Raw genomic sequence first — 18029 nt, 5'->3', positions numbered from 1 at the left:
AATCATTGCGACGTTTTCTGATTTGTGTTTCGTACGGAATGCGTTGCGGGAGCCGGGACACTGGCGGCGGCGAATTCCCGCGATAGATAGAATATGCGCCCTTTCAGCCAGACCATCGGCGGGCGGCCATGAAAGGACAGGAAAATGAGCAAAGTCGGCAACAACAGCGGTGATTCGAAGAACACGCTTTATTGCTCGTTTTGCGGCAAAAGCCAGCACGAGGTGCGCAAGCTGATCGCCGGCCCAACGGTGTTCATCTGCGACGAGTGCGTCGAGCTATGCATGGACATCATCCGCGAGGAGAACAAGACCTCGATGGTGAAGTCGCGCGAGGGCGTGCCGACCCCGCAGGAGATCCTGAAGGTTCTTGACGACTATGTCATCGGCCAGCCCTACGCCAAGCGCGTGCTGTCGGTGGCGGTCCACAACCACTACAAGCGCCTCGCGCATGCCGGCAAGAACAACGACGTCGAATTGGCGAAGTCCAACATCCTGCTGATCGGCCCGACCGGCTGCGGCAAGACGCTGCTTGCCCAGACGCTGGCCCGCATCATCGACGTGCCCTTCACCATGGCCGACGCGACGACGCTGACCGAAGCCGGTTACGTCGGCGAGGACGTCGAAAACATCATCCTGAAGCTGCTGCAGTCGGCCGACTACAATGTCGAGCGCGCCCAGCGCGGCATCGTCTACATCGATGAAATCGACAAGATCTCGCGCAAGTCCGACAACCCATCGATCACCCGCGACGTGTCGGGCGAGGGCGTGCAGCAGGCGCTTCTGAAGATCATGGAAGGCACCGTTGCCTCCGTGCCGCCGCAGGGCGGCCGCAAGCATCCGCAGCAGGAGTTCCTGCAGGTCGACACCGCCAACATCCTGTTCATCTGCGGCGGCGCCTTCGCCGGGCTGGACAAGATCATCTCGGATCGCGGCAGGAAGACTTCCATCGGCTTCGGCGCCATCGTCGCTTCGCCCGAGGATCGCCGCACCGGTGACGTGTTCCGCCTGGTCGAGCCCGAGGATCTCTTGAAGTTCGGCCTCATCCCCGAGTTTGTCGGCCGTCTGCCGGTCCTGGCGACGCTGGAAGACCTCGACGAGCCGGCTCTGATCCAGATCCTGACCGAGCCGAAAAACGCGCTGGTCAAGCAGTATCAGCGGCTGTTCGAGATGGAAAGTGTCGACCTGACCTTCCATGAGAATGCGCTGTCGGCGATCGCCAAGCGCGCCATCGAGCGCAAGACCGGCGCCCGTGGCCTCCGCTCGATCATGGAAGCGATCCTGCTCGACACCATGTTCGAACTGCCCGCCCTGGAAGGCGTGCGCGAAGTGGTGATTTCGGAAGAAGTGGTGACCGGCAGCGCCCGGCCGCTCTACATCTATTCCGAGCAGAAGGAAAAGAAGGGCAACGTCAGCGCCTGATCTGGCATCTGGCCTAACCTTTTTATGGAACGGCGCCCGCGGGGCGCCGTTTTGCTGTGGTGAGGTACCGATCCTTGTGACGGAGTGGATGAACGAACGTGTCGACCCTTGATCTTTGCCCCTCGTGCATCCAACTAACATCGGAAGGCCGTGGTGCCGAATTCTGTGCTGTAAAACTCCCGTCACAAACGGTGGTAGGCGGAACGATCCTCGGTCGTTAATATGAGATTCGCGGTTGGCTCGATTAGCGGCCGCGACATGAAAGGTTGGACAATGGCCAAAATATCCAAGGCTCCCAGCGACGGCGTCTTCGCAGTCCTCCCACTGCGCGACATCGTGGTGTTCCCGCACATGATCGTTCCGCTCTTTGTCGGGCGTGAAAAGTCGATCAAGGCGCTGGAAGAGGTTATGGGTCAGGAAAAGCAGATCCTGCTTGCCACCCAGATGAATGCCGCCGATGACGATCCCGAGCCCGATGCGATCTTCGACATCGGCACGCTCGCCAATGTGCTGCAATTGCTGAAGCTGCCCGACGGCACCGTCAAGGTGCTGGTCGAAGGCGCGTCGCGTGCCAAGATCGTCTCGTTCACCGACCGTCCGGACTTCCACGAAGCTACCGCCACGGCGCTGGTCGAGCCGGAGGAGGAAGAGGTCGAGGTCGAGGCGCTCGCCCGTTCGGTCGTCACCGACTTCGAAAACTACGTCAAGCTGAACAAGAAGATCTCGCCTGAAGTGGTGGGCGCCGCCAGCCAGATCGACGACTATTCCAAGCTCGCCGATACGGTTGCTTCGCACCTCGCCATCAAGATCCCCGAGAAGCAGGAGATGCTGGCCACGCTGTCCGTCAAGGAACGGCTGGAAAAGGCGATGGGCTTCATGGAAGCCGAAATCTCCGTCCTGCAGGTGGAGAAGCGCATCCGCTCGCGCGTCAAGCGCCAGATGGAGAAGACGCAGCGCGAATATTACCTCAACGAGCAGATGAAGGCGATCCAGAAGGAGCTCGGCGAAGGCGAGGACGGCCGCGACGAGGCCGCCGAGATCGAGGCGCGCATCAAGAAGACCAAGCTCTCCAAGGAGGCCCGCGAAAAGGCGGAAGCCGAGTTGAAGAAGCTGCGGACGATGTCGCCGATGTCGGCGGAATCGACCGTCGTGCGCAACTACCTCGACTGGATCCTGTCGATCCCGTGGGGCAAGAACTCCAAGGTCAAGCAGGACCTGGCGTTTGCGCAGAACGTGCTCGACACCGATCATTTCGGCCTCGACAAGGTCAAGGACCGCATCGTCGAGTATCTCGCCGTGCAAAGCCGCCAGAAGAAGCTGAAGGGGCCGATCCTGTGCCTCGTCGGCCCTCCCGGCGTCGGCAAGACCTCGCTCGGCAAGTCGATCGCCAAGGCGACCGGCCGCGAGTTCATCCGCATGGCGCTTGGCGGCGTGCGTGACGAGGCCGAGATCCGTGGCCACCGCCGCACCTATATCGGCTCGATGCCCGGCAAGGTCATCCAGTCGATGAAGAAGGCCAAGAAGTCCAACCCGCTCTTCCTGCTCGACGAGATCGACAAGATGGGCCAGGACTTCCGTGGCGATCCGTCATCGGCCTTGCTCGAGGTGCTCGATCCCGAGCAGAACTCGACGTTCATGGACCATTACCTCGAGGTCGAATACGACCTATCGAGCGTGATGTTCGTGACGACGGCGAACACACTGAACATCCCTGCGCCCCTGATGGACCGCATGGAGATCATCCGTATCGCCGGCTACACCGAGGACGAGAAGATCGAGATCGCCAAGCGTCACCTGATGCCCAAGGTGATCCGCGATCATGCCCTGCAGCCGAAGGAATTCTCCGTCGGCGAGGACGCGATCCGCGGCATCATCCAGACCTACACCCGTGAAGCGGGCGTCAGAAGCCTGGAGCGCGAGCTGATGAAGCTCGGGCGCAAGGCGGTGACCGAGATCCTGAAGACGAAGAAGAAGACGGTGAGCATCACGGCGGCGAACCTCGCCGATTACCTCGGTGTTCCGCGCTTCCGCTTCGGCCAGGTCGAGGCTGACGATCAGGTCGGTGTCGTCACCGGTCTTGCCTGGACGGAAGTCGGCGGCGAGCTGCTGACGGTCGAAGGCGTCATGATGCCCGGCAAGGGCCGCATGACGGTGACCGGCAATCTGCGCGACGTGATGAAGGAATCGATCTCGGCGGCGGCCTCTTATGTCCGCTCGCGGGCCATCGATTTCGGCATCGAGCCGCCGCTGTTCGACAAGCGTGACATCCACGTCCACTTGCCCGAAGGCGCCACGCCGAAGGACGGTCCGTCTGCAGGTGCTGCCATGGCGACGGCCATCGTGTCTGTCATGACTGGTATTCCGGTCCGGGCCGATGTGGCGATGACTGGCGAGATAACGCTTCGCGGCCGCATCTTGCCGATCGGCGGCCTCAAGGAGAAACTGCTCGCCGCACTGCGCGGCGGCATCAAGAAGGTGCTGATCCCGGAAGACAACGCCAAGGATCTGGCGGAGATACCGGACAATGTGAAGAACGGTATGGAGATCATTCCGGTCTCACGTGTCGGCGAGGTTCTGAGGCACGCGCTGGTGCGCATGCCGGAGCCAATCGAGTGGGTCGAGCCGGTCAATCCGCCGGCTTCCACCGATACCGTTGACGATGCTGGAAAGTCGCTTGCACATTAGAAACTACTAAATTTGCAGTGCACAAAGAGAGAGCCGGGCCTTGAGCCCGGCTTTTTCATGTGAAAAACCCACCATTTCCGGGCTTTTTTCAACTTTTTTCCGGCTTTTTGACTTGGGTTTGCGAGCGCTTCTTTCTAAAGTCCCTCTCCTGCCGGATGAGTCGAAAGTTCCGGTTTTCTCATGGAAGGGAATTTTTATGAACAAGAACGAACTGGTTTCCGCTGTCGCTGAATCCGCGAGCATTTCGAAGGGTGACGCACAGTCGGCGGTTGAGGCGGTGTTCTCCGTCATCACTGGCGAACTGAAGAAGGGCGGCGATGTACGGCTCGTCGGCTTCGGAAATTTCACCGTCTCCAAGCGTGCGGCATCGACTGGCCGCAACCCGCAGACTGGCGCGGAAGTGAAGATTCCGGCGCGTACCGTGCCGAAGTTCTCGGCCGGCAAAGGCCTCAAGGACGCGGTCAACTAAAAATTTTTCAGAGAATGTTGAAAAGCCGGGTTCGCCCGGCTTTTCTTTTGCCTCGATGGCGGCAGGCCGTCAGCCCGCTGAGGCGAGCCTTCAGCCCACCGGCGCATCCGCGCGCATCAGGCCTTCCTGCTTGAGGTCCGCCCACAGCGCCGCAGGCAGCTTGGCATCGAGCAGGGCGCGGTTGCTTTCGACTTCACTCGGCCGCTGGCCGCCGGGGATGACCGACACCACGGAAGGGTGCAGCAGCGGAAACTGCAGCGCCGCCTCGATCAGCCTGACGCCATGGCGCTGGCAGACGGCCTCGATGCGCCCGACGCGATCCATGATGTCCCTTGGCGCCTCGGAGTAATTGTAATAGGCGCCTGGCTTCGGCCCGGTCGCCAGGATGCCGGAATTGTAAGGACCGCCGAGAACGATGCCGATGCCGCGTTGCTCACAGAGCGGCAGGAAGGTGGCAAGCGCTTCCTGTTCCAGCAGCGTGTAGCGCCCGGCCAGCAGGAACAGGTCGAAGTCGCCACGCTCCGCCAGCGTCTGGCAAACCTCCCATTCGTTGATGCCGCCGCCGAAGGCCTTGATCACGCCCTGGTCGCGCAGCGCAACCAGTCCGTTGTAGCCCGAGGCCATGAATTCCTCGATGCGCTGGTCTGACGCCTCCTTGCTGCCATGGGTGAAGATGTCGAGGTCATGGACGAAAAGGATGTCGATGCGGTCGACGCCAACCCGTTCCAGCGACGCCTCGAACGAGCGCATGACGCCGTCGTAGCTGTAGTCGTAGACCTCCTTGCGCGTCGGTGTGTCGAAGAACTTGCCGATGCCGGTTCGTTCCTCCGGCGGGCAGGCGCGCAACAGGCGACCGACCTTGCTCGACAGCACATAATCGTCGCGCTTCCTGCCGCGCAGGAAGGCATTGAGCCGTGTTTCGGCAAGGCCCAGGCCATAGAGCGGCGCGGTGTCGTAGTAACGGCAGCCGGTCGCCCACGCCGCCTCCAGCGTGGCGTTGGCATCCGCGTCGGGGACGGCGCGGTAAAGGTTGCCGAGCGGCGCGCTGCCGAAGCCAAGCTCGGTGAAGTCGAGGCCGCCATTGCCGATGCGGTCGAAATGCCGTGTCTTCATGTCGTGCTGATTTCCTGGATTGATTGTCTGACATGACACTATCACGCCGCTGGCTCAGCAAAAGCCGCCATGGCCGTTGGACAGGCATTTTCGCGGTGATAGCATGAACAAAAACAAGCCTTTTTCCGAAAGCGCGCAACCCGAAATCACCGGCCACAAACCCAGCCGGACAGATGGGACTCTCATGACGAATGCCGGCTCGGATATGTTTTCGACCGCCCTGCAAGAGCTGGGCGCCGTACTGGCGCGCGTCGACGAAGCCGGCATCGACACCGCCTGCGAAACCCTGGCCCGCGCGCAAAAGATCGTCGTCTATGGCTGCGGCCGCGAGGCCTTGCAGCTCAAGGGTTTCGCCATGCGCCTCTATCACCTTGGCCTTGAGGTGTCGGTGGTCGGCGACATGAACACGCCACCGCTTCGCCCAGCCGATGTCTTCCTGGTCAGTTCCGGCCCGGGCGAGACGACGACGGTGCTTACCTTGATGCAAGTCGCCCGCCAGGCCGGCGCCACCGTGCTTTTGCTCACCGCCGAGGCAGGCAGTAGTGCGGTCGCGCTTGCCGACTTCACCTTGCTGATCCCGGCGCAGACCATGGCGCGTGACCAGGGGCCACAAAAGACATCGCTGCTGCCGATGGGCTCGGTCTTCGAAGGGGCGCTGTTCCTGCTGTTCGAGGTGATGGTGCTGAAGCTCAAGGCGCTGACCGGCCAGTCGTCCGAGGCCATGCGCACCCGCCACACCAACATGGAATAGATCATGCGCTACGAACTGATGTTGCCGCACCAGATCCGCAAGGCGATCGCCGAGAACTGGCCGGTCGCTCTCCCGCTCGGCGTGCTCGAATATCACGGCGAGCACATGGCTGTCGGCATGGACACGCTGGCCGTCGTCAAGACGCTGGAGCTCTACGAGAAGGAGGCCGACATCGTCATCCTGCCGGCTTTCTACTACGGTGCGGCGAGCTATGTGGTGGCAGCACCTGAAGGCAACGGCTCGGTGCAGGTCGGCGGCAACCAGCTGGCGCCGTTCGCCGAAGAATTGTTCTACAGCCTGCTGCGCATCGGCTTTCGTAACATCAACGCCATCATCCACCACCAGACCGAGAACTTTGCCGCCGGCATGCCGACCGATCTCGCCTTCAAGGCCGCCGGCCGCCAGGCGATTTTCCGCTTCCTCGAGAAGCAGCGCGGCGAGGGCTGGTGGGGCTCAGACGAGATGGCCGATTATTATGCCGGGCACGCCGCCGGCGAGAATTTCTTCAACTGGGTGCAGGTGCACCCGCTAATGTCGGCTGCCATGAACGGGAAGTATCCGTTCGATCACGCCGGTGTTGGCGAGACATCATTGATGCTGGCACTGTGTCCGGAAGCGGTCGATGCCGGGCGTTTTGGCGAGAATACCGCGTGGTATACGGCCAGTGCGCCGGAGGCCTCGGCGGAGCTAGGGCAGAAGGGCGTCGCGATGATCATGGATCACCTGAGGGCGATATTGGGGCGCTAGCAGACAAAGTCGCTCTGTAGCGATCCTTCACACCCCCTCTGTCCTGCCGGACATCTCCCCCGCAAGGGGGGAGATCAGATGTCATTTCCGCTTTCGCCAATCACCTACGTCGCAAGAAAAGCGATGCAGCCAAAGCTGCCGATCTCCCTCCTTGCGGGGGAGATGGCCGGCAGGCCAGAGGGGGGTGCTGTCCCGCCGAGGTCAACAGTAGAGGGGCACGCCGCCTCTCGCCCTACTTCACCGCGCCCGCCGTCATGCCCATGATCAGATACCGCTCAAGCGCAATCCCGATGACCGCCAGCGGTGCGATCGCGGCGGTGGCAAGCGCCGCCATCGACCACCAGTTGATGCCTTGCGAGCCGGTCTGGCTCGCCACCATGACCGGGATGGTCTTGGCGTCGGTCGAGGTCAGCAGCGCGGCGAAAAAATACTCGTTCCAGCACAGCACCATCGCCAGGATGAAAGCGGCGACCATGCCCGGCAGCGCAATCGGCATGACGATGCGGAAAAAAGCGCCCCAGATCGAGAGGCCGTCGACCAGCGCTGCCTCCTCGAGCTCGACCGGGATCGAGTTGAACTGGTCGCGCATGATCCAGATGACGATCGGCAGCACCATCAGCGTGTAGAGCAGGATCAGGCCGATGCGTGTGTCGAGCAGACCGACTTCCCGGTAGAGCACCAGGAAGGGCAGGGCCAGCACCACCGGCGGCAGGATCAGCTGCGACAGGAAGAAGAAGGAGATGTCCTCGTTCTTGAACCAGGCGAACTGATAGCGGTAGCGGGTCAGCCCATAGGCGGCGAGGCTGCCGATGACGATGGCGAGGCTCGACGCGCCGACCGAGGTGATGACCGAATTCATGAAGCGCTTGAAAAACTCCTCGCGCACCGTCGAGGTCTGGAAGATCGAATCCGGCGACAGGCCGAGCGAGCGCCAGCCCTTCCAGTCCGGCTGGAAGTCGACGAACGGGATGAGGTGTCCTTGCGTGACGTCGACCGCGGTCTTGAACGAGGTGGTGATGGTCCAGTAGATCGGGAACAGGCAGATGAAGGCCCAGAACGCCAGCGCGCCATAGATGAAGATGCGATTGGCCAGAAAACCCAGCGGTGAGCGGATTTCCGAGGCAGCATAGTCGGTGGTCTGGACGCTCATTGTGCCTCGTCAGTTCACGTTGCGCACGAAGCGATTGGCGAATTTCAACAGCCAGGTCACGAACACGACGATGATGACGAGATAGGCCATCGCCAGCATGGTGCCGTAGCCGACATTCGAGCGGTCGCGGTATTCGCGGTAGATGAAGCTCGACACCGAATCGGTGGCGCCGCCAGGCCCGCCGGAGGTCACGGTGATGATGATGTCGGCGAGCTTCAACTTGAAGATGATGCGCAGGATCACCGCCGTGACCGACACCGGCAGCATCAGCGGGAAGGTGACCTGCCAGAAAGTCTGCCAGGGCGTGGCGCCATCGACGCGCGCCGCTTCCAGCACGTCGCGCGACATCGCCTGCAGGCCGGCAAGCAGCATGATCATCATGAACGGGATGAAGGTCCAGGCGTCGAGCACCATGATCGAGATGCGGGCGGTGATCGGGTTGGAGAAGAAGGCGGGGTTCTCCCAGCCGAGATGGCGCGCCAGCGTCGCCGCCGGCCCGAAACGGTACTCCATCAGCGATTTGCCGATCATCCAGGATACCGCGACCGGCGACAGCATCAGCGGCATCAGGAAGACGACTCGGAAGAATTTGCGCGCCCGGATCTGCGCGTTGAGCAGCAGCGCCAGGCCGAAGGCAATCACATACTCAACCAGCACGGCGAGCACATAAAGCACCATGTTGAACAGCGCGTTGCGGTAGTAGGGATCGGCCAGCATCTGCCAGAAATTGTCGAGCCCGTTGAACTTGCGGCCGGAAAAGGACGACAGGTTCCAGTCGGTCAGCGCGATATAGAAGCCGAACAGCGTCGGGAAGATCACCATGGCGATGGTGAACAGCAGCGCCGGCAGCAGGAACAGCGCGCGCTGGCCGTCCTCGCCGCGCGTCAGCACCTGGCCGATGCCGAGCGCCACGCCCCACAGAACATAGGCGTAGACGATCGGACGCCAGGTCTCGAAGCCGAGCGTGGTGATCTCGTTCTTGTAGAGGATCTCAAACGCGATCACCGCCAGCAGGCCAAGCGTGGCGGCCGCCATCAGGGCAAAACCCGCCCGCTTGCGGGCCGGCGAGATCAGATCGGCTGGGCCGGCGTTGGCCGGCCATGCATTGGTGGTCTGGTCTGCCACGCGTCCCCGTCCGTTTAAAAAATCAAGCCTGCGACCGGCCCGAGCCGGTCAGGTCCGGCGGCTTGCACCGCCGGACCTGTTGTCACGATAGGATCAGCCTACACGCCGAGCGAGGCCTTGTAGAGCTTGATCTGGTTTTCGCGGCCGATCTGGTCGGTCAGCTTCTCCCAGGCCGCGGCAATGGCGTCGGCGCCTTCCTGCGCCTTCATCTTGCCGGCGAATGTGTTGGCCAGAATGTCCTCGGCAGCCGAATAATACTGGAAGATGCCGGGGATGCGCGGCTCGATCGCCGCGTTCGGATGGTTGTAGCTGTCGGCTTCCGACTTCAGATACGAGGTGATGAACGCCTCGTCGTAGCCTGCCGCCACCCATTCGGGAATGTCGAAATGCGAGTTGCGGTAGGGCTGGAAGCCGGACGGATACATCGCCGTCCAGATTGACAGGTCCTTGCCGCCGAGATGAGCGGCGGCCGACCATGCCGCTTTTTTCTTCTTTTCGTCAGTATCGACGCGGGCCATGACGTAGACGCCCCAGCCGAGATAGGCGCAGTTCGGCGCATAGTTCGGGCCGCTGGCGAGTTTGTCCCAAGCGCCGGTCTTGGCATTGTAGACGTCGTCGGACCCCGGCAGGATCGAGAAGCCGGTGACGTCGCCGATGACCGAGCTATCATTGGTCTTGACGTTGGAGCCGACGTCGCCCCACCAGGTGACCATCGAACCGGTGCCGGCCAGGAACTGCTGGAAGGCTGTCGTGTTCGGGTCGGCGTTGATCTGGTCGGCGGGCTCCGACGGCAGCGCGTCGATGACGTCCTGGATGGCGCGCACCCAGGCCGGATTGTTGATGCGCGGCTTCATCGTGTCGGCATCGAACAGCCAGGCCTTGTCGTCGGGATGCTTGGCATAGGCGGTGGCGCGGCTGCCGAGGAAGTAGAAGCCGAAACCGCCCCAGGCCTTGGGCGCATCGAGATAGCCGAAGACGTCCTGATCCTTGAACTTCTTGCCCTTGAGGAATTTTGTGACGGCCTGGACTTCCTGCCAGGTCTTCGGCACACCCCATTCGGTGGCCGCGCCGCCGTCCTTCCACGCCTTGGCGAGGTCGGCATCGGCAAAAACGTCGGTGCGGTAATTGAAGTTGTGCGCATCGCCATCGACGGTGATCCGGTACTGCTTGCCGTCCCAGGTGCCGACCGGCGGCTGCAGATAGGCCACGACATCCTTCATGTCGATCTGCTCTTTGACCCAGTCGGGCATCTCGGACGTCAGGCCCTTGCCGCAGACATCGCCTTCGAAGGGCGCGCCCATCTCGATGATGTCGAAGTCGACGGTGCCGGTGGCGATCGACTGCTGCAGGCGGGCATTGTAGTCGGCCTGCGCCAGGTCGATCCAGCTGATCTTGGCGCCGGTATAGGCCTCCCACGGCTTCAGGAAGCCGCGGAACAGCACATTGTGCAGGTTCTGGTTGTTGAGGCCCATGAAGGTGAGCTCGACGCCGGCGAATTCGCCTTCCTTGACGTTGGCCTTGGTGGCTTCCAGGCAGAGTTCTCCGACCTTCTGGAAATCGGCATCCGTCGGCTGACCCTTGCCGACGCCGGGGATCTGCAGAATTTTGGAGCGTAGCTCGCTGGCGGCTTCAGCCGGGCGGGTGAAAGCGCCGAGCCCAGCGCCCGATGCGGCGGCGATCGCGGCCATCGAGGCCGCGCCTTTGAGTATGTCACGCCGGGTGGCACCCGCGCGGACGAGTTTTTCGTACAGACCGACTCTCATCTATTCCTCCCAGAACAACAGTCGTGAATTAAGATGCCAATCCCTCCGACGCCGAAACGTCGGCGGTTCTCCTTTATCATACGGGGACGTGGGACCCCACCCTGCGTCGCCTGGAGCTCCGATTTTCGGATAAAAATCCGACTGCCGGATTGGCAACAGCCAATATTTGCGTAATCGATTACCTTGTCAACACGAATGGCTTTTTATCGATAACATACCGACTTGCCCTTGCCGTTGGCAATGGCTAGCTTCACCGCGAGAAAAGGGGGGACGATGGCTCAAGTCGCGATCAGCAATGTGGCCAAGGCGTTCGGAACCGTCAAGGTCCTGCACGAGGTCAGCGTCGATATCGCCGATGGCCAGTTCGTGGTGTTGGTCGGCCCGTCGGGCTGCGGCAAGTCCACGCTGCTCAGGATGGTGGCCGGGCTGGAGACCGTCTCCGGCGGCACGATCGCCATTGGCGAGCGCATCGTCAACAATCTGCCGCCGGCCAAGCGCGACATCGCCATGGTGTTCCAGAACTACGCGCTCTATCCGCACAAGACGGTGGAGCAGAACATGGCGTTTGCGCTGAAGCTGCGCAAGACCGATCCAGCCGTGGTCGCCGAGCGGGTCAAGCGCGCCGCCGACATTCTCGACCTCAATCCGTACCTGAAACGTTATCCGCGCCAGCTATCCGGCGGCCAGCGCCAGCGCGTCGCCATGGGCCGCGCCATCGTGCGCAATCCGCAAGTCTTCCTGTTCGACGAGCCGCTCTCCAATCTCGACGCCAAGCTGCGCGTGCAAATGCGCACCGAGATCAAGGAACTGCACCAGCGGCTGAAGACCACCACCATCTACGTCACCCACGACCAAATCGAGGCCATGACCATGGCCGACAAGATCGTCGTCATGCGCGATGGCCGTATCGAGCAGGTCGGCGCGCCATTGGAATTGTTCGACCGGCCGGCCAATCTGTTTGTCGCCGGCTTCATCGGCTCGCCGTCGATGAACCTGCTCAAAGGCGTGGTGCGCAAGGGCGACAAGGTCGAGATAGCAGGCACGCTGTTCCCGGTCGCGGCCGGCAGCGCCGCCAAGGAGGGCCAGGCCGTGGTCTATGGCGTGCGGCCCGAGCATCTCGAAATCCATCCCGACGGCGTGCCGGCAAAGATCTCGGTGGTCGAACCCACGGGTTCCGAAACGCTGGTCTTCGTGCGCTTCGGCGACAGCGGCGAGATGGTGGCGCTGTTTCGCGAGCGCCACGACTTCAAGCCCGGCGACACGCTCAATCTCAAGCCGCGCCTCGACCAGGTCCATCTCTTCGACGCCGAGACCGGCAACCGGCTCTGATTTCCAATCTACTTTGACCAAACCTGTTTGACGAGGACTGCCATGCTCAAAGGGATCAACCCATTGCTCAATGCCGATGTGCTCCAGGCGCTCAGGGCAATGGGACACGGCGACGATCTGATCATCGCCGACACCAATTTCCCCGCCGATTCGGTGGCAAAGCAGACCGTGCTCGGCAAGCTGCTGCACATCGACGCCTCGGCGGCCGATGTGGTCAAGGCGGTGCTGTCGCTCTATCCGCTGGACACTTTCGTCGACGATGCGGCCGCGCGCATGGAGATCGTCGGCAAGCCGGACGAGATCCCGCCGGTGCAAAAAGAGGTGCAAAAGGAGATCGACAAGGCCGAGGGCAAGGCCTGGCCGATGATCTCGGTCGAGCGCTACGCCTTCTACGAGCGCGCCAAGAAAGCCTATTGCGTCATCCAGACCGGCGAGCGCCGCTTCTATGGCTGCTTCGCCTTTCGCAAGGGCGTCGTGCCGCCGGACGCCGAGTAGGGCCATGGCGTCGGGCAAACCTGTCGTCATTCTGGGCGTTTTCGTCGCCGACACCGCCTACCGCGCCGATCGACAGCCGCGCATGGGTGAAACCATTCTTGGTAATTCCTTCAAGCTGGGACCGGGCGGCAAGGGCTCGAACCAGGCGGTGGCGGCAGGCAAGCTCGGCGCGGACGTCACCTTCCTGACCCGGCTTGGCGTCGATGCTTTCGCCGACATGGCCAAGGCGACCTGGGCAGAGGCGAGCGTCAAATCCGCCGTCATCGAGACGCCGCAAAGCTATACCGGCGCGGCCTATATCTTCATCGAGGAGACAACCGGCAACAACGCCATCATCGTCAGCCCGGGTGCGGCGATGCTGATCTCGCCTGAAGACATCGAGGCCAACGCCGGCCTGATCGGCGGCGCCGGCGTCTTCGTCACCCAGCTCGAGCAGCCGATCGACGCGGCACTGCGCGCACTCGAAATCGCGCGCGGTGCAGGGGTGACCACCATCCTCAATCCGGCGCCGGCGGCCAAGCTGCCGGACCGCATCTATACGCTTTGCGACTATGTCACCCCCAACGAGACCGAGGCCGAAGAGCTGACCGGCATCAAGGTTTCTTCGATCGACGAGGCTCGCCGCGCCGCCGACAGCCTGCTCAAAAAGGGCGTCGGCTCGGTCATCATCACGCTCGGCGAAAAAGGCGCGCTGCTGCACACGGCCGCTCGGTCCGACCATGTTCCCGTGGTCAGTGCCGGTCCGGTGGTCGAAACCACCGGCGCGGGCGATGCCTTCAATGGCGGCCTGGCCGCCGCACTCGCCAAAGGCGTGGAGCCGCTGCAAGCCGTCCGCTTCGCCTGCGCCGTCGCCGGCATTTCGGTGACAAGGCCGGGTACGGCGCCATCCATGCCGACGCTGCATGAGGTCGAGGCGCTGCTGGCCGAGGGGTGAGGTCGTTGCGGGAGAGATCGAGTTCAGATCCGACCGGATCTGAACTGCCTCATGCAAGACCATGATTCTAGACGATTATGTCACATTTCTCCTGAGGAGAAATGGCGCGAGTGACGGGGCTCGAACCCGCGACCTCCGGCGTGACAGGCCGGCGAAAACGCCTGATTCATCAACGAATGGTTTCAATTCCTCACGCTCTCGAATTTGCGGGAAAAAGCGCGAAATTGAAACTTGCTTATCAGAACTCCTCGTCAACTCCGCGAGATGTTAACTCTGATCGACGCCGCCGCTGCTGCCAGCCTAGCGGCTGGACCGGGACAGACTGCTCCCGGCGACTTCTGGATCGGCTGGAGACGGCAGATCGATGCGCTCGCTTCCGCCGGATTCCGGGTCATCGTCCCCGACCAGAGGGGCTACAACACCAGTGACAAGCCGAAAGCCATCCGTGAATACACGCTCCCCAAGCTCGTCGGCGATGTCGTTGCCATCGCCGACGCGCTCGGCATCGGAAGGTTTCACCTCGTCGGTCATGACTGGGGCGGTATCGTCGCCTGGGCGGCAGGCGCAAAGCTGCCGCACCGTCTGGAAAGGCTCGTCATCCTGAACGCGCCCCATCCCGAGGTGCTGCTTGCCCATTCCTTGCGATCTCCGACCCAGTTCCTGCGGAGCAGCTATGCGGCCTTCTTCCAGTTCCCCTTGCTGCCGGAGGCTGTTCTGGGAGCAGGGCACTCGGCTCTGCTGGCACGGGCGCTCATCAAATCCAGCCGAACAGATGCCTTCACGGCGGAGGAAATCGCAGAGTATCGGCAGGCCTGGGAACGGCCGGGGGCGCTGACCGGCATGCTCAACTGGTATCGGGCGCTGCGCTTCCGCCCAAGCCTGAAGCAGCGGATCAGGACACCGACCCTTGTACTGTGGGGGATGCAGGACCAAGCTCTGGAATATGGCCTGGCCGAGCGCAGTCTGGCCTTTTGCAACGATCGGGGCCTGCAGACGTTCGAGAAGGCAACGCATTGGGTACAGCGCGAAGAGGCCAGCGCGGTGAATGCCGCGCTTCTGGCGTTCCTGGACGGCTGAGATGCCGTTCCGTTCTGCAGGTGGCCTGACTCGCCGTGATCTCCTGACCGTGCTCGCTGCCGCGGTCACAACCCACCACCTTACCTCCTCTGCTGATGCAGCATTGCAGAGGCCTCAACGGAGCATCCGATGCCACACGTCGTCCTTCTCGGGGATTCGATCTTTGACAACGCTGCCTATGTCGCGCACGGGCCCGACGTAGTGCGGCAGCTGCGGGAGCGCTTGCCGGAGGGGTGGCGTGCAACGCTAAACGCCGTCGACGGCGCCGTCACAAGCGGCGTCGAGCGGCAGCTTGAACGGCTCCCCCAGGATGCTAGCCATCTTGTCGTCAGCGTCGGTGGCAATGATGCTCTTCGTCATGCAGGGATTCTGGAGCAGGGGGCCTGTTCTGTGGCCGAGGTTCTGGACAGGATCAGCGATATCCGGGAGGAATTCGAGCACGACTACTGTACGATGCTCGAGGGGGCGCTGGGCCAAAACCTACCCACCGCTGTCTGCACGATCTACGAGGCGCGCTTTCCCGACCCACAGCGTCGTAGACTTGCCGCAACTGCCCTGACGGTCCTCAACGACGTCATCACCCGGGCGGCGTTCTCGCGCGGTTTGCCGCTCGTCGACCTGCGCTTGGTATCGAATGAGGACGCGGACTTCGCCAATCCTATCGAACCGTCAGCGCAAGGCGGCGCGAAGATCGCGGCAGCCATCGCGGCACTTGTAGTCGAGCACGATTTAGCCGGACGTCGGTCGGTGGTCTTCGTCGGCTGAACGGCGTAATCCCGCCCGACCGTCTGCACTCCCGATGGTCGGGCGACTGAAAGCAACAATTCAGACGGCCAGCACGATCTTGCCTTGAATACTGCCGTCGGCGGCGCGCTCATGCGCGCGCGATGCCTCGGCCAGCGGGAATGTGCTGTCGATGACGACGCGCACAATGCCGTCGTCGAGCAGGCGGGCGGCTTTTGCCAACTGCGCGCCATTGGATCGAACCTGTGTGGATGAGACCGTGATCCCCAGCCTCTCTGTCTCCTCGTGACCAGCGAAGCCCAGCGGGTTGACCAGGAACAGTGCGCCGCCCGGCTTCAGAACCTGGAAGAACCGCTCCATGTTCGCGCCGCCCACCGCGTCGAGGACAAGGTCGACGTCTCGGACGACATCTTCCGCCGCGGTTGTCTTGTAGTGGATGAACTGATCCACGCCGAGATCGCGCATCAGCGCCTCGTTCTTGGCCGATGCCACCGCGATGACGCGAGCGCCCCGCCATTTCGCCAACTGGACGGCCAGATGCCCGACACCGCCTCCGGCACCATTGATGAGCACCGTCTTGCCGTCGAGGGGCACCGGCTCATGCGGTAAGGGCTGGAACGGATTCGGCTCGTCGTGGCCAAGTTCGATCAAGAACTGCCATGCCGTCAGAAGCGACATCGGCGCACCAGCCGCATGAATATGGTCGATGCCGGCTGGTTTCAACGCAACATGCGATGCCGGCACACTGACATAATGCGCGTAGGCATTGCTACCCGTCATCAAGTTATCGGGGAAGCGAACCATTGCGTAGACCTCGTCACCGATGCTGAACTCAGCGACGTCAGCGCCAATCGCTTCAATGACGCCCGACACGTCCGTGCCGAGAATCAGTGGGAAGGACGCGTTGGGTCGCCATTCTGGCGGCAGTGCGCGATAGCCATCCCGCAGATACCAGTCGGGCGGATTAAGCCCGGCCGCCTGGACTCGGACAAGCACCTCGCCGGGCTTCACACCCGGCCTAGGCGCGTCTTCGTACACCAGCATCTCGGGACCACCGAATGCGTGCAGACGGACTGCCTTCATCTTATCGCTCATTGGTGAAATCTCCGCTCATCCATGTCATTGGAGCGAATCTAGCGGCATGACCGTTGGTTGATAATCGGTGCCGATGGCGGTTAAGTAATGCCATGGCGGAACATATCACTTTGGATCGGCTCACCGGCATCATCGCCTTCGCGCGTGCGGGATCGCTGGGCAGCTACACGGCAGCGGCGCGCGCGCTGTCGATTTCCCCGTCGGCGGTCAGCAAGAGCGTCCAGCGGCTCGAGCGGCATTTAGGAGTGTCGCTGTTTACCCGTACAACGCGCTCGCTCACCTTCACGCCCGAAGGGCGCGACCTGCATGAGCGCGCGCTGCGTCTGCTACGCGAGGCGGAGGAAATAGAGCAGGCGGCAATGACCGCGCGCTCCGAACCATCGGGCACGTTGCGCGTGGCCGCGTCGCTGCCGATCGGACTCCATCTGATCGCTCCGGCTTTACCGGCTTTCCGTCGGCTCCATCCGAACCTGATCGTCGATCTCAGGCTGGGTGACCAGATGGTGGACATGATCGAGGAAGGGATCGATGTCGCCATACGCATCGGTGATCTGGCTGACACCCGGCTACTATCACGCAAGCTCGCACCCCATCGGCTTTGCTGCTTCGCCTCGCCAGCCTATCTCGAGGAACGCGGCACACCGACCCATCCCGATCACCTGGAAGGGCACGACACCGTCAACCTTCGATATCAGAGCACAGGCCAGGCCTTTCGCTGGCCCTTCCGGATTGGCGACCGTGAAATCGAGATCGTGCCCAATTCCGGTGTGGTCGCCGATGCCAGCGATGCCGTGCTCATCATGCTGGCAGCCGGCGGTGGGATAGGCATAGGCGCCTCCTTCATGGCTGCTCCCTATGTGAAGCGCGGCGAACTGGTCCCAGTGCTGTCCACGTTCGCGGTCGAGCGAAACAATGTCACCGTGCTCTGGCCGGCAAGCCGACGCGCCAACCCCGCCGTGCGCGCCTTTCTGACCATGCTCGACGCCGCTTTCACTCTGCGAATGGCAGCTTCAAGCATCGACTGATCTGGCGCGGAAGGGTCGCTAAAGGGCGAAAGCGGTCAATCACTGCTGATTGGCTGAACGGCAGCTATTCCGGGCACAACGTCCAAAAGCTGCTATTCCGTTTCGGCC

The 18029-nt window shown here is 62.3% G+C and carries 16 protein-coding genes; 11 read left to right on the top strand and 5 right to left on the bottom strand.

Translation table 11 applies throughout. From position 1 onward, the window contains the following. Positions 1-144: 144 nt before the first annotated feature. The 3 genes from clpX (at position 145) to X771_RS142775 (ending at position 4573) form a co-directional block, all read left to right on the top strand. Positions 145-1419, top strand: coding sequence for an ATP-dependent Clp protease ATP-binding subunit ClpX (gene clpX, locus X771_RS142765; RefSeq protein WP_023682305.1), 1275 nt, complete (start codon positions 145-147; stop codon positions 1417-1419). A 273-nt stretch (positions 1420-1692) separates the two neighbouring features. Then, a complete protein-coding gene (lon, locus tag X771_RS142770; protein ID WP_023682304.1) occupies positions 1693-4104 on the top strand; it encodes an endopeptidase La in 2412 nt (803 codons plus the stop codon). Between the two features lie 196 nt (positions 4105-4300). Continuing rightward, on the top strand, positions 4301-4573 hold the full coding sequence (locus tag X771_RS142775; RefSeq protein WP_023669423.1) for an HU family DNA-binding protein: 273 nt from the start codon (positions 4301-4303) through the stop codon (positions 4571-4573). A 90-nt stretch (positions 4574-4663) separates the two neighbouring features. Here the strand turns inward: X771_RS142775 and X771_RS142780 are convergent, their stop codons facing one another. Next, entirely contained in the window at positions 4664-5686 is a 1023-nt protein-coding gene (locus X771_RS142780; protein WP_023689465.1) for an aldo/keto reductase, read from the bottom strand. Between the two features lie 184 nt (positions 5687-5870). Here X771_RS142780 and X771_RS142785 point away from each other — a divergent pair, with 184 nt between their 5' ends. Then, positions 5871-6437, top strand: a complete 567-nt coding sequence (locus tag X771_RS142785; RefSeq protein ID WP_023689464.1) for an SIS domain-containing protein — start codon at positions 5871-5873, stop codon at positions 6435-6437. Between the two features lie 3 nt (positions 6438-6440). Beyond that, positions 6441-7184, top strand: coding sequence for a creatininase family protein (locus X771_RS142790; protein ID WP_023689463.1), 744 nt, complete (start codon positions 6441-6443; stop codon positions 7182-7184). A 232-nt stretch (positions 7185-7416) separates the two neighbouring features. Here X771_RS142790 and X771_RS142795 read toward each other — a convergent pair whose 3' ends face one another. The 3 genes from X771_RS142795 to X771_RS142805 all read right to left on the bottom strand — a co-directional run bounded on the left by X771_RS142795 (position 7417) and on the right by X771_RS142805 (position 11222). Continuing rightward, on the bottom strand, positions 7417-8334 hold the full coding sequence (locus X771_RS142795; protein WP_023669427.1) for a carbohydrate ABC transporter permease: 918 nt from the start codon (positions 8332-8334) through the stop codon (positions 7417-7419). A gap of 9 nt (positions 8335-8343) precedes the next feature. Beyond that, on the bottom strand, positions 8344-9459 hold the full coding sequence (locus X771_RS142800; protein WP_023689462.1) for a sugar ABC transporter permease: 1116 nt from the start codon (positions 9457-9459) through the stop codon (positions 8344-8346). A gap of 98 nt (positions 9460-9557) precedes the next feature. After that, complete coding sequence (locus X771_RS142805; protein WP_023669429.1) at positions 9558-11222, bottom strand: sugar ABC transporter substrate-binding protein; 1665 nt, start codon at positions 11220-11222, stop codon at positions 9558-9560. 273 nt (positions 11223-11495) lie between these two features. Between X771_RS142805 and ugpC the strand changes: the two genes are divergently transcribed. The 5 genes from ugpC to X771_RS142830 all read left to right on the top strand — a co-directional run bounded on the left by ugpC (position 11496) and on the right by X771_RS142830 (position 15822). Beyond that, positions 11496-12551, top strand: coding sequence for a sn-glycerol-3-phosphate ABC transporter ATP-binding protein UgpC (ugpC, locus tag X771_RS142810; RefSeq protein ID WP_023689461.1), 1056 nt, complete (start codon positions 11496-11498; stop codon positions 12549-12551). Between the two features lie 42 nt (positions 12552-12593). Continuing rightward, positions 12594-13046 (top strand): RbsD/FucU family protein, encoded by a 453-nt coding sequence (locus X771_RS142815; protein WP_023669431.1) that lies wholly within the window; start codon positions 12594-12596, stop codon positions 13044-13046. Positions 13047-13050: 4 nt separating this feature from the next. After that, a complete protein-coding gene (gene rbsK, locus X771_RS142820) occupies positions 13051-13980 on the top strand; it encodes a ribokinase (RefSeq protein WP_023689460.1) in 930 nt (309 codons plus the stop codon). A gap of 231 nt (positions 13981-14211) precedes the next feature. Further along, the gene (locus tag X771_RS142825) at positions 14212-15057 is read left to right on the top strand and encodes an alpha/beta hydrolase (RefSeq protein WP_245262720.1); all 846 of its coding nucleotides are present in this window, start codon (positions 14212-14214) and stop codon (positions 15055-15057) included. Positions 15058-15186: 129 nt separating this feature from the next. Next, positions 15187-15822 (top strand): SGNH/GDSL hydrolase family protein, encoded by a 636-nt coding sequence (locus X771_RS142830; protein ID WP_023689458.1) that lies wholly within the window; start codon positions 15187-15189, stop codon positions 15820-15822. A 60-nt stretch (positions 15823-15882) separates the two neighbouring features. On the opposite strand, the gene X771_RS142835 is transcribed toward X771_RS142830, so the two are convergent. Then, positions 15883-16896 carry an NADP-dependent oxidoreductase gene (locus tag X771_RS142835; protein WP_023689457.1) on the bottom strand — a complete coding sequence of 338 codons (1014 nt, stop codon included), beginning with the start codon at positions 16894-16896 and terminating at the stop codon, positions 15883-15885. Positions 16897-16988: 92 nt separating this feature from the next. Between X771_RS142835 and X771_RS142840 the strand changes: the two genes are divergently transcribed. Then, positions 16989-17921, top strand: a complete 933-nt coding sequence (locus X771_RS142840; protein ID WP_023689456.1) for a LysR family transcriptional regulator — start codon at positions 16989-16991, stop codon at positions 17919-17921. Positions 17922-18029 lie beyond the last annotated feature (108 nt).

This window comes from Mesorhizobium sp. LSJC269B00 (genome assembly GCF_000502815.1).
Taxonomy (GTDB): Bacteria; Pseudomonadota; Alphaproteobacteria; order Rhizobiales; family Rhizobiaceae; genus Mesorhizobium.
Note: the sequence above shows the minus strand (reverse complement) of the source record. Positions and strands in the feature narration are given on the sequence as shown.

Bases quoted from the DNA above. Each gene is read 5' to 3' on its own strand.
- rbsK (WP_023689460.1), top strand. From the start codon at position 13,051: ATGGCGTCGGGCAAACCTGTCGTCATTCTGGGCGTTTTCGTCGCCGAC.
- ugpC (WP_023689461.1), top strand. From the start codon at position 11,496: ATGGCTCAAGTCGCGATCAGCAATGTGGCCAAGGCGTTCGGAACCGTC.
- X771_RS142815 (WP_023669431.1), top strand. From the start codon at position 12,594: ATGCTCAAAGGGATCAACCCATTGCTCAATGCCGATGTGCTCCAGGCG.
- X771_RS142830 (WP_023689458.1), top strand. From the start codon at position 15,187: ATGCCACACGTCGTCCTTCTCGGGGATTCGATCTTTGACAACGCTGCC.
- X771_RS142775 (WP_023669423.1), top strand. From the start codon at position 4,301: ATGAACAAGAACGAACTGGTTTCCGCTGTCGCTGAATCCGCGAGCATT.
- X771_RS142840 (WP_023689456.1), top strand. From the start codon at position 16,989: ATGGCGGAACATATCACTTTGGATCGGCTCACCGGCATCATCGCCTTC.
- lon (WP_023682304.1), top strand. From the start codon at position 1,693: ATGGCCAAAATATCCAAGGCTCCCAGCGACGGCGTCTTCGCAGTCCTC.
- X771_RS142805 (WP_023669429.1), bottom strand. From the start codon at position 11,222: ATGAGAGTCGGTCTGTACGAAAAACTCGTCCGCGCGGGTGCCACCCGG.
- X771_RS142790 (WP_023689463.1), top strand. From the start codon at position 6,441: ATGCGCTACGAACTGATGTTGCCGCACCAGATCCGCAAGGCGATCGCC.
- X771_RS142835 (WP_023689457.1), bottom strand. From the start codon at position 16,896: ATGAGCGATAAGATGAAGGCAGTCCGTCTGCACGCATTCGGTGGTCCC.
- X771_RS142785 (WP_023689464.1), top strand. From the start codon at position 5,871: ATGACGAATGCCGGCTCGGATATGTTTTCGACCGCCCTGCAAGAGCTG.
- X771_RS142795 (WP_023669427.1), bottom strand. From the start codon at position 8,334: ATGAGCGTCCAGACCACCGACTATGCTGCCTCGGAAATCCGCTCACCG.
- X771_RS142780 (WP_023689465.1), bottom strand. From the start codon at position 5,686: ATGAAGACACGGCATTTCGACCGCATCGGCAATGGCGGCCTCGACTTC.
- clpX (WP_023682305.1), top strand. From the start codon at position 145: ATGAGCAAAGTCGGCAACAACAGCGGTGATTCGAAGAACACGCTTTAT.